We start from the raw sequence: 11,270 nt of genomic DNA, 5'->3' as shown, positions 1-11,270 counted from the left end.
TGATGCGCCGAATGATGGTCGCGTTCATCGCGCTGATGCTGCTGGCCTTGCCTGCGGCGCATGCCGTGCAGCCGGACGAGATCATGTCGGATCCGGTGAAGGAGTCGCGTGCACGCGATCTGTCGCGTGAGCTGCGCTGCATGGTCTGCCAGAACCAGTCGATCGACGATTCCGATGCGCCGCTGGCGCGCGATTTGCGGCTCCTGGTGCGCGAGCGTATCGCGGCCGGCGACAGCAATTCGCAAGTGCTCGATTTCCTGGTCGCGCGCTACGGCGAGTTCGTGCTGCTCAAGCCGCGCTTCGAGCGCCAGAACATGCTGCTGTGGCTGCTCGCGCCGTTGCTGCTGATTGGCGGCAGCCTGGCGCTATGGCTGCAAATCCGCCGGCGCGCGCGAAATGGTGCAGACCTACCGGCTCCGCCGCTCACGCCCGACGAGGAAGCGCGGCTCGCCGCATTGATGGCGGATGAAGCCAAATCCAGCTAGCTACGTTGCTGCGCGCATCAAGCCGGCACTGCACGGGGGTTCCTGGAACTTGGTTAAGTTCCTGCAGGTTCACTAGTTTTGGCCGCGATAAACTGCCGCATCCGCATGTCCGGTTCATTACAAAAGTTTAACCCCGCCGCCAGCGCACGGTAAGGCGACAGCCCCCATCTTCAGGTCCGTAAGGTGCCGCCGTCAGGCGCCAAATGGATTTCAAGGCCCTGGAGATCTCTGCATGACCGACCGTTCCGACCTCTCGAACCTTCCGTCCTACCGGCAGCCCCGCCGGCCCGTTTTCTCGGCCCGCAAGATCGCGCTGATGGCCTCGGTCGTCGCCGGCCTCGGCGCCGCCGTCTACGGCTTCGGCACGTCAACCTCGCCCGCCGACCTGTTCTCGACCCCGGCGCTTGCGCAGGTCAACAACGAGGTCCGCAAGGTCGAACGCCCGATCGGTTTCGCCGACATTGTCGAGCGCGTGAAGCCGTCGGTGATCTCGGTGAAGGTCAACATGAAGGAGAAGACCGCGAGCAATGACGACGGCGATGATTCCTCCTCGCCGTTCCAGCCGGGCTCGCCGATGGAGCGGTTCTTCCGCCGCTTCGGCGCTCCGGATGGCGTCCCGGGCCTGAAGGGTGGTGGCGGTCGTGGCCGCGTGGTGCAGGGCCAGGGCTCCGGCTTCTTCATCTCGGCTGATGGCTTTGCCGTGACCAACAACCACGTGGTCGACGGCGCCGACAAGGTCGAGGTCACCACCGACGACGGCAAGACCTACACCGCCAAGGTGATCGGTACCGACCAGCGCACCGACCTTGCCTTGATCAAGGTCGAGGGCAGCTCGAACTTCCCGTTCGCGAAGCTTGCCGACGGCAAGCCGCGGATCGGCGACTGGGTGCTCGCGGTGGGCAACCCGTTCGGCCTCGGCGGCACCGTGACTGCCGGCATCGTTTCGGCCAGCGGCCGCGACATCGGCAACGGCCCCTACGACGATTTCATCCAGATCGACGCCCCCGTGAACAAGGGCAATTCCGGCGGTCCCGCGTTCGACACCAATGGTGAGGTGATGGGCGTCAACACCGCGATCTACTCGCCTTCCGGCGGCAGCGTCGGCATCGCGTTCTCGATCCCCGCCAGCACCGTGAAGAGCGTGGTGGCGCAGCTCAAGGACAAGGGCTCGGTCAGCCGCGGCTGGATCGGCGTGCAGATCCAGCCGGTGACACCCGACATCGCAGACAGCCTCGGCATGAAGAAGGCCGAAGGTGCGCTGGTTGCGGAGCCGCAGGCGAATGGTCCGGCGGCCAAGGCCGGCATCGAGTCCGGTGACGTGATCACGTCGGTCAACGGCGAATCGGTCAAGGACGCGCGCGAGCTCGCCCGCACCATTGGCGGCCTGGCGCCCGGCGCGACCGTGAAGCTCAACGTGCTGCACAAGGGCCAGGACAAGGTGGTGAACCTCACCCTCGGCCAGCTGCCGAACACGATCGAAGCCAAGGCCGACATCGACAAGGACAGCGGCAAGGGCGCGAGCCGCGGCACCGACGTGCCCAAGCTCGGCATGACCGTCGCGCCCGCCGATTCCGTGGCCGGCGCCGGCAAGGAAGGCGTCGTGGTCACCGAAGTCGATCCGAAGAGCGCCGCAGCCGAACGCGGCTTCAAGGAAGGTGACGTGATTCTCGAAGTCGGCGGCAAGAGCGTGAGCACCGCCGGCGAAGTTCGCGACGCCATCAACACGGCGCGGACTGACAACAAGAACAGCGTCCTGATGCGGGTGAAGAGCGGCGGTCAGTCGCGCTTCGTCGCCGTGCCCATCGCGAAGGGCTAACCAAGGGCTCGGCCTCAGGAGGCCTCCGAGATGAAGGGTGTCGCCGGCATCAGTCGCCCCCGCCGACGGCGCCCTTCGGGGGAGCAGCGCAACGTTTGCTTCCCCTATCTACCTTCCGGTGGAATACGCCCCCCTCCGTCGGAAGGCCTAGGGCGGTGAAGTCCCCCCAGCTTCACCGCCCGCCTTTTTCTCGATGCCAGAGTCTCTCACTCGGCTTGCATGCGATTGCCGCTCGCGCCATGTTTAGAGAAGGTTCACTCCCTTGACCGTTGCCGAACGCACGATGCGCCTCCTCATCATCGAAGACGACCGCGAATCCGCCGACTACCTCGTGAAGGCGTTTCGTGAGGTCGGGCACATTGCCGACCACGCCGCCGACGGCGAGGAAGGCCTTGCCATGGCCGAGAACGGCGATTACGACGTGCTGGTGGTCGACCGCATGCTGCCCAAGCGCGACGGCCTGTCGGTGATCGGCGCGCTCCGCGACAAGGACGATTCGACGCCGGTGCTGATTCTCTCCGCGCTCGGCCAGGTCGACGACCGCATCAAGGGCCTGCGCGCTGGCGGCGACGATTATCTGCCGAAACCCTATTCCTTCGCCGAGCTGTTGGCCCGGGTCGAGGTGCTGTCGCGCCGCCGCGGCGGTCCGGCCGAGGACACGCTGTACCGCGTCGGCGATCTCGAGCTCGACCGGCTCTCCCATCGCGTCGCGCGCGGCAAGGACGAGCTGACGCTCCAGCCGCGCGAATTCCGCCTGCTCGAATACCTCATGAAGCATGCGGGCCAGGTGGTGACCCGCACCATGCTGCTTGAGAACGTCTGGGACTATCATTTCGATCCGCAGACCAACGTCATCGACGTGCACATTTCGCGGCTGCGCTCCAAGATCGACAAGGGTTTTGAGCGGCCGCTGCTGCACACGATCCGCGGCGCGGGATACATGATCCGTGACGGCATTCGGTAAACTCGTCCGCACCACGGCATTCCGGCTGACGCTGGTCTATTTGCTGTTGTTCGCGATGTTCGCGGCCTCGCTGCTGGCCTATTTCGCCTGGAATACGCGGCGGCTGATCACCGAGGAGATCACGCAGACAGTCAATGCCGAGACCTCGGAGATCAGCGAGATCTACGGCCGCCGCGGCTTGCGCGCTCTCGTGCTCGCGATCGAGTACCGGGCGCTGCGTCCGGGTGCCAACCTCTATCTCGTGACGACGCCGACCGGGCAGGCGATCGCCGGCAATGTCGGCTCGCTGGCGCCCGGCGTGATGGCGAAGCGCGGCTGGTCCGAGACCGCCTACCGGCGTATCGAGGACGCCGACGATCGCGACCACCTTGCGCTCGTCCGCGTCACCGAACTGGAAAACGGCTTCCGGCTTCTGATCGGACGCGATCTGGCCGAGCGGCGACGGCTGTTCGGCATCGTGGCGAAGGCCGCGCAATGGTCGATCCTGATCGTCGTTGTGCTCGGCCTGGGCGGCGGCATCTTTGTGGCGCGCAGGGTTTTGAGGCGCATCGATGCGATGAGCGGCACCGCCCATCGGATCATGACCGGCGATCTCAGCGAACGCCTGCCGGTAGGGCGCAGTGGCGACGAGCTCGACCGCCTCGCCGAAAATCTCAACGCCATGCTGGAGCGGATCGAGGCGCTGATGGCGGGGCTGAAGGAGGTCTCCGACAACATCGCTCACGATCTCAAGACGCCGCTGACGCGCCTGCGCAACCGCGCCGAGGAGGCGCTGGCGAAATCCGGCGGCGAGGTCGATTACCGCGCCGCGCTGGAGCGGACCATCGAGGAATCCGACGGGCTGATCCGTACCTTCAACGCGCTTCTGATGATCGCGCGCGCCGAGTCCGGGCAGGCGCGCGGTAACATGGATGATTTCGACGCGGCCGATGTCGCCAACGGCATTCACGAACTCTACGAGCCGCTGGCCGAAGACGACGGCATGACTTTGAAGGTCAGGTGCGAGCCGACGCCGGTTCACGCCAACCGCGAGTTGATCAGCCAGGCCCTCGCCAATCTTGTCGAGAATGCGGTCAAATACGGCAAGCCGGTCGCGCAATCCGCGGGAACCGTGGTCAGCATGGAGGGCAGGCAGATCACGATCGAATCGAGGCGCGAGGGCGATCAGGTGCTGCTCAGCGTCACCGATCGCGGTCCCGGAATCCCCGAAGCCGACCGCAAGCATGTGGTGGAACGATTCGTGCGGCTGGAAGCGAGCCGCACGCTGCCTGGATCCGGCCTCGGTCTCAGTCTCGCCTCCGCGGTCGCGACATTGCATGGCGGTGAGTTGAGGTTGGGTGACGCCCAGCCCGGTCTTGTCGCCACGCTGGTGCTGCCGGCGCGCGCGGGCGACAGGGTTGCTCCGCCAATGCCGGATGTGCCACAGAAGGTGGCATGAACCACTCCGCGCCGGGAAACGCGGACAAGCATGGTGAGAGACTTGCCGCACGCTTCGCGGAGGCTCCCCATATTGCCGCTTCCGTCACCGACCAAGGACGTTTTGAAAGGTGGCTGGCCGAGCTCGAGCCAGCGCAATTCACCCGTCTTGAAGCGCTGCTGGCTCACCGCTTCGCGCGGGACATCCTGGCCGGCATCGCGGAATTCTCGCCTTATCTGTTTGAGCTGCTGCGCGCTGATCCGCAGCGCCTGATCCGGCTGCTGGAATGCGATCCGGATGCGCATCTCGCCACGCTGATCGCGGAGGCGAACGGCGCCGTGCTCGCGGCATCCGATGAAGCCGAGGTGATGCGGCTGCTTCGCCGCATGAAGGCGGAGGCCGCGCTCCTGATCGCACTGTGCGACATCGGCGGGGTCTGGCCGGTGATGCGGGTGACCGCAGCGCTCACCGATCTCGCGGTGGCCTCGGTGCGGGCGGCGCTTCAATCCCTCCTGCGGCAAGAAGCCGCGCGCGGCAAGCTCTCGCCGCCCAATCCCGAGGCGCCGGAGGAGGGCTGCGGGCTGATCGTGCTTGCGATGGGCAAGATGGGCGCAGGCGAGCTGAACTATTCCAGCGACATCGATCTCATCGTGTTCTTCGATCCCGACAATACGACGCTTGCCGCGGATATCGAACCCCAGCCGTTCTTCGTGAGGGTGACGCAGGGGATGGCACGCATTCTCCAGCAGCGCACTTATGACGGCTACGTCTTCCGCGTCGATCTGCGCCTGCGTCCCGATCCATCCTCGACGCAGGTGGCGATTTCGCGCGACGCCGCGCTGAACTATTATGAGCGGGAAGGGCGTACCTGGGAGCGCGCCGCGATGATCAAGGCGCGAGTCTGCGCCGGCGATCCCAGGGCGGGCGCGGCGCTACTCGCGGAGATCGCGCCCTTCGTCTGGCGCAAGCATCTCGACTTTGCCGCGCTTGCCGACGTTCACGACATGAAGCGGCAGATGCAGACCTATCGCGGCCAGAGCGAGGTTGCGGTCGAAGGGCATAACGTGAAGGTCGGGCGCGGCGGAATCCGCGAGATCGAGTTCTTCGCCCAGACCCAGCAATTGATCGCCGGGGGGCGACATCCCGAACTGCGTGTGCGGCCGACGCTCGCCGCGCTCGGCGTGCTTGCTTCCAGCAACTGGATCACGGTTTCGGCGCGTGACGAGCTGACCACGGCCTACCAATTCCTGCGCCGGGTCGAGCATCGCCTCCAGATGATCGCAGACGAGCAGACCCACACGCTGCCCGAGGACAAGGAGGCGGTCGAGCGTTTCGCCTGGTTCTTCGGCTATCCGGATCGCGAGGCCTTTGCCCGCGACCTTCTGCGGCAGCTCGAGATCGTCCAGGGCCACTACGAAAAACTGTTCGAAGGCGACGATCCGACCGGCACGGCCAAGCTGCCGGCGCTCGACTACAGTGCGGGTCCCGACGATCCGCGGCTGCTTCAGTATCTGGCCACGCTCGGCTTCAAGAAGCCTGCCGCCGTCGCGCAGACCGTGCGTGACTGGATCACCGGCGAGTACCGCGTGTTCCGCGTCGAAGCGACGCGCAACGCATTCGTCGAATTCGTGCCGGCTCTGATCGACGGTCTCGCTCATGCTGAGGAGCCGGATCGGGCCGTCGTGGCGTTCGACCATTTCCTTGGAGCGCTTCAGCGCGGCGGCCGGCTGATCACGCTGCTCGGCCAGAACCGCGATCTCGTCGCGCTGGTCGCCCTGGTGCTGGGCGCGGCGCCCCGGCTCGGCGAGATGCTCGCCCGGCAGCCGCAGCTCATGGATGGCCTGATCGATCCGCGCTTCTTCGGCGCCATGCCCGACAGGCAGGAATTGTCGGGGCGGCTTGCGAGCACGGTGCAGGATGCCGGCTCTTACGAAGAGTTCCTCGACCGCCTGCGCCTGTTCGGGCAGGAGAGCCTGTTCCTGATCGGCACGCGCATTCTCTCGGGCACGGTCTCGGCGCAGCAAGCGAGCACGGCCTTTGCTGACGTCGCCGAGGGCATCGTCCATACCGTGCATGGCCTCGTCGCCGACCGCTTCGCCGCCCAGCATGGCCGGATCAAGGGGCAGGAGACCGCGATCATCGCGATGGGCCGGCTCGGCAGCCGCGAGATGACCGCGTCGTCCGATCTCGACCTGATCCTGCTTTACGATTTCGACGGCGACAGTCCGGACTCCGACGGTGCGAAGTCGCTGCAAGGTGCACATTACTTCGCGCGTTTCACCCAACGCCTGATCAGCGCGTTCACGACGCGCACCAATTACGGAGTGCTCTACGAGATCGACATGCGGCTGCGCCCCTCGGGGCGTGCCGGCCCTGTGGCCTCGAGCCTCGTCTCGTTCGCGGACTACCAGGCCAACGAGGCCTGGACCTGGGAGCACATGGCGCTGACGCGCGCGCGCGTCGTGTCCGCTTCGCCCGAATTCCGGGAACGGATCGAGCGCGTCATCCGCGATGTCCTGACCCGCCGCCGCGATCCCGGAATCATCGCCAACGATGTTGCCGACATGCGGCGCGCGATCGCCCAGGAGAAGGGCGAGGCCGATTGCTGGGATCTCAAATATGCCGCCGGCGGCATGGTCGACATCGATTTCATCGCGCAATATCTCCAGCTCGTGCATGCGCACGAGAAGCCGGGGATTCTCGACGCCGGCACCATGCAGGTGCTGGAAAATGCATGTAGGCTTGGCGTGCTCGCGCAATCGGAGACCGAGATATTGCGGGCCGCGGCGCGGCTGTATCACGACCTGACGCAGATCCTGCGGCTCTGCGTCAGCGACCGGTTCAAGCCGGAGACCGCCGGCACCGACCTTCTGCGCGTGATGGCACGCGCCGGCGATGCGCCGCATTTCTCCTCGCTGGAGGCGCGCGTGAAGGAGACGCAGAGCGAGGTGCGCCGTGTCTTCAGGGCGCTGCTGGAAGGGACGTCGTCGTCGGCTTCAGCGAGGTGAGCGCCTCCCGCACGTTCGGCTCCAAGCCCGCGCCGCGGGCGTCGCGGCGACGCGCTGGATGCAGCGCTAGGCATTCGTGGCGGTTTTTGCGTGTCGCAAGGGGTAGGGCATGCTAGCTTGCATGCCACCATACGATCCGAGGGAACGAACGGTTGCTCGACAAGCTTGAACTATTGCTGGCGCTGGCGAAGGAACGGCATTTCGGCCGGGCCGCCGAAATGTGCGGCGTGACGCAACCGACGATGTCGACCGGGCTGAAGCAGCTCGAGGAGATCCTCGGCGTGATGTTGGTCCAGCGCGGCTCCCGCTTCCAGGGTTTTACGCCGGAAGGCGAGCGGGCGCTGGATTGGGCGCGGCGGATCGTGGGCGATGCCCGCGCGATGCGTGACGAGATCAACGGGCTGAAGCATCAGCTCTCCGGCGAGATCCGAATTGCGGCAATCCCGACCGTGCTCGGTATGGTCGCTGCGCTGACGACGCCGTTCCGCGCCAGGCATCCCGAGGTGCGTTTCCGCATCCAGTCCACCACCTCATCCGAGGTGCTGGGGTTGCTCGAGAATCTCGAGGTGGATGCAGGCCTGACCTATATCGAGAACGAGCCGATCGGCAAGGTGCGCACCATTCCGCTCTACAGCGAGAGCTATCGTCTGCTCACCGCGCCGGATCGAATGTTCGGTGATCGCGAGACGGTGACGTGGCGGGAGGTCGGACAGGTGCCGCTGTGCCTGCTGACGCCCGACATGCAGAACCGCCGCATCATCGACCGCGCGTTACGTTCGGTCGGCGCCGAGGCGACGCCGACCTTGACCTCGAATTCGCTGCTGGTGCTGTTCACGCATGTGAAGACGGGGCGCTGGGCCAGCGTGATGCCGGCCAAGCTCGCCGAGACGCTCGGCCTGTCCGATACGGTGCGCTCGATCCCGATCATCGATCCCGATGTCAATTACAGCATCGGCATGGTGATCCCGCAGCGTGATCCGATGACGCCGCTGATCGCGGCGCTGGTCAATGTCGCGCGAGAAGTCGCGCCGTCGCTGCAATCGTAGAATTCAGGCCGCGGCCGATATTCCGGACGCCGACTTGATCGCGTTGCGGGGCAGGGTGACGCGCACGACGGTGCCGACCTCGAGTTTGGAGCGCAGCCGCATCGAGCCGCCATGAAGCTGCGCCAGCGAGCGGGCGATCGCCAACCCCAGTCCCGAGCCGTGATAGGTCTTGGTGAGCTGGCTCTCGACTTGCTCGAAGGGGCGGCCGAGCCGCGCCAGCGAATGCGGCGCGATGCCGATGCCGGTGTCGGCGATCATCAGCACGATCCTGTCGTCGAGCTGCCGGCTGCGCACCACGATGCGTCCGCCGTCGGGCGTGAACTTCACGGCGTTGGAGAGCAAATTGACGATGATCTGCTTGGTGGCCCGACGGTCGGCGACGACGGAGATGGACTTTGCGATGTCGGCGTCGAGCGTCAGGTGCTTGTCCTGCGCGCGGCCGGTGACGACCCGCAGGGATTCCGCCAGCGTCTGCGCCAGGTCGAGCTCTTCCATGTCGAGCTTCATGCGGCCGGCCTCGATCTTGGACATGTCGAGGATGTCGTTGATGACTTCGAGCAGGTAATGCCCGCTGGTCAGGATGTCGTGGCAGTATTCCTGGTACTTCTCCGAGCCGAGCTCGCCGAACATGCCCGAGCCCATGATTTCGGAAAAGCCGATGATCGCGTTCAGCGGCGTGCGCAGCTCGTGGCTCATATTGGCGAGGAATTTCGACTTGGTCTGGTTGGCTTCCTCGGCGCGGGTCTTCTCGCGCTGGTATTTCTCGGCGAGATCGGCGAGTTCGCCCGCCTGGCGCTCCAGGGCTGCCTGCGAGCGCTTAAGGTCGATGACGGTGGCGCGCAGGCGTAGATCGTTGTCGACCAGCTTCTGCTCGTGCTCCTTGATGCGGGTGATGTCGGTGCCGACCGAGACGTAGCCGCCGTCCTTGGTGCGGCGCTCGCTGATGTGCAGCCAGCTGCCGTCGTCGAGCTGCGCCTCGAAGGTCCGCGCACCGGGGCCCTGGCTCGCAGTCTCGTTGTGCCGGGTGCGAACCTCCGGCATGCGGCCGACCTCCAGCACGGTCTCGTAGGAGGTGCCGGGGATGACGGCGCTGTCGGGCAGCTTGTGCAGGCGCTGGAAGTGCGAATTGCAGAGCACCAAGCGGTCGCTGGCGTCCCACAGGACGAAGGCTTCGGGAATGGTCTCGATCGCGTCGCGCAGGCGCAAATCGGCTTCCACGGTCCGCTCGGCGAGGCTCTTCTGCTCGGTGATGTCGACCGCGATCCCGATCAGGTGAACGCTGGAATCGGTCGCGCCGCTGGTCTTCTCGCAGCGGACGCGGAGCCAGATCCAGTGGCCGTCGACATGCTGCATGCGGAAGGTCTGGTCGATGTGGTCGATCTTCTCGGAGATGAGCTGGTCGGCGATCTCGAACAGGTCGATGTCGTCGGACTTCACCAGCGCGTTGACCTCGCCGAAGGTGAGGAGCTCGTTGCGGCCGTCGAGGCCGAGCATTGAAAACATTGACTGCGACCAGAAGATGCGGCCGCGCGACAGGTCCCAGTCCCACAGCCCGCAGCGGCCGCGGTTGAGCGCGGTGTCGATCCGGCCGCGCACGGCGTCGTTGATCAGGTCGCCCTCGCGGGCACGGGTGGACTGCCAGTGGAAGGCGAAGCCGAGGATCAGGACCACGAAGCCGGTGGTGGCCGACAGCGTCACCGATAGCGCGGCGTCCGAGCCCCAGATCGGCTCGTTGCGCTCCTGGATCACGGTCACGAAGCCGGGCAACGATTTGATCTGCCGCGCGGTCGCCATTGCGGCGTTGCCGTTCGGCAGCGTCATGTCGGAGATGTTGTCGTCGCGCGGCGGTGCCGCCAGCAGTTGCGCCGTCGTGATTGCGTCGAGCAGGCGGTCGTTGCCCGAGGGATCGCTGTCGATCGGGATGCGAGCGAGGATGCGGCGGTCGATTCCAGCCGAGGTGACGATGACGTGGCGGCCCGAGGCGGTGCCCCAGGTTGGGATGAGGTCGGGCAGCAACGCCGGGAGGCTCTCGATGTTCTTCAGCCGCTCCTGTCGCCCGGAGGTGAGGCGGTCGATACGCTCGGCGAGCAGGTCGGCGAGCGCCGAGATGTCGTGGCGGATCACCAGCCGCTTCTGGCGCGTCTGGTCGACGACCTGCACGAACGCGCCGAGGCAGATCGTGATCAGGAATGCGATGATGAGCGTCGGCACGGCGCGGCGTAGCGCAGGCTCCGCGATCAGGAGCCGATGATAGGCAGGTTTCGCGATCGATTGCGCCAATCCTTTGATCGAATCGGATTGGACGCACGCGTTCGCGGCGTCTGCACGCGACATGCCTAAAGCCCCCTGGAAACCTGCTTGCAACTTGAGTTCGGAAGCAGCCCCACATCGCTTCCGAATCATGCTCGATTTGAATCCAGATTTCGCGGGCTGTCGAGAGTCAACGAATCGTTAACGCGAATTTATTCTTATCCAACGCGCAGTTTGTGCGTCGTGCGTCCGCAAACTTACGTGCGCGGCGAGTCCGAAACGAG

7 protein-coding genes are annotated in these 11,270 nt (G+C 65.6%); 6 read left to right on the top strand and 1 reads right to left on the bottom strand.

The window, feature by feature from the left end; all coding sequences use genetic code 11:
- Positions 1-2 precede the first annotated feature (2 nt).
- The 6 genes from BcanWU425_RS26695 to BcanWU425_RS26670 all read left to right on the top strand — a co-directional run bounded on the left by BcanWU425_RS26695 (position 3) and on the right by BcanWU425_RS26670 (position 8,736).
- On the top strand, positions 3-485 hold the full coding sequence (locus BcanWU425_RS26695) for a cytochrome c-type biogenesis protein (protein ID WP_026233610.1): 483 nt from the start codon (positions 3-5) through the stop codon (positions 483-485).
- A 232-nt stretch (positions 486-717) separates the two neighbouring features.
- Entirely contained in the window at positions 718-2,301 is a 1,584-nt protein-coding gene (locus tag BcanWU425_RS26690; RefSeq protein WP_204510714.1) for a Do family serine endopeptidase, read from the top strand.
- Positions 2,302-2,584: 283 nt separating this feature from the next.
- Positions 2,585-3,265: a response regulator transcription factor gene (locus BcanWU425_RS26685; protein WP_035969420.1), complete on the top strand. Its 681-nt coding sequence runs from the start codon at positions 2,585-2,587 to the stop codon at positions 3,263-3,265.
- Positions 3,249-4,703 carry a sensor histidine kinase gene (locus BcanWU425_RS26680; protein WP_085352306.1) on the top strand — a complete coding sequence of 485 codons (1,455 nt, stop codon included), beginning with the start codon at positions 3,249-3,251 and terminating at the stop codon, positions 4,701-4,703. Before BcanWU425_RS26685 ends, BcanWU425_RS26680 begins: the two co-directional genes overlap by 17 nt.
- Complete coding sequence (locus tag BcanWU425_RS26675; protein WP_204510715.1) at positions 4,700-7,690, top strand: bifunctional [glutamine synthetase] adenylyltransferase/[glutamine synthetase]-adenylyl-L-tyrosine phosphorylase; 2,991 nt, start codon at positions 4,700-4,702, stop codon at positions 7,688-7,690. Before BcanWU425_RS26680 ends, BcanWU425_RS26675 begins: the two co-directional genes overlap by 4 nt.
- Before the next feature lie 152 nt (positions 7,691-7,842).
- On the top strand, positions 7,843-8,736 hold the full coding sequence (locus BcanWU425_RS26670; protein ID WP_204510716.1) for a LysR family transcriptional regulator: 894 nt from the start codon (positions 7,843-7,845) through the stop codon (positions 8,734-8,736).
- Between the two features lie 3 nt (positions 8,737-8,739).
- Here the strand turns inward: BcanWU425_RS26670 and BcanWU425_RS26665 are convergent, their stop codons facing one another.
- Complete coding sequence (locus tag BcanWU425_RS26665) at positions 8,740-11,070, bottom strand: PAS domain-containing sensor histidine kinase (RefSeq protein ID WP_018458565.1); 2,331 nt, start codon at positions 11,068-11,070, stop codon at positions 8,740-8,742.
- Positions 11,071-11,270 lie beyond the last annotated feature (200 nt).

It is taken from the genome of Bradyrhizobium sp. WU425 (assembly GCF_021052305.1).
GTDB lineage: Bacteria > Pseudomonadota > Alphaproteobacteria > Rhizobiales > Xanthobacteraceae > Bradyrhizobium > Bradyrhizobium canariense_D.
This window is presented reverse-complemented; position numbering and strand designations above follow the sequence as displayed.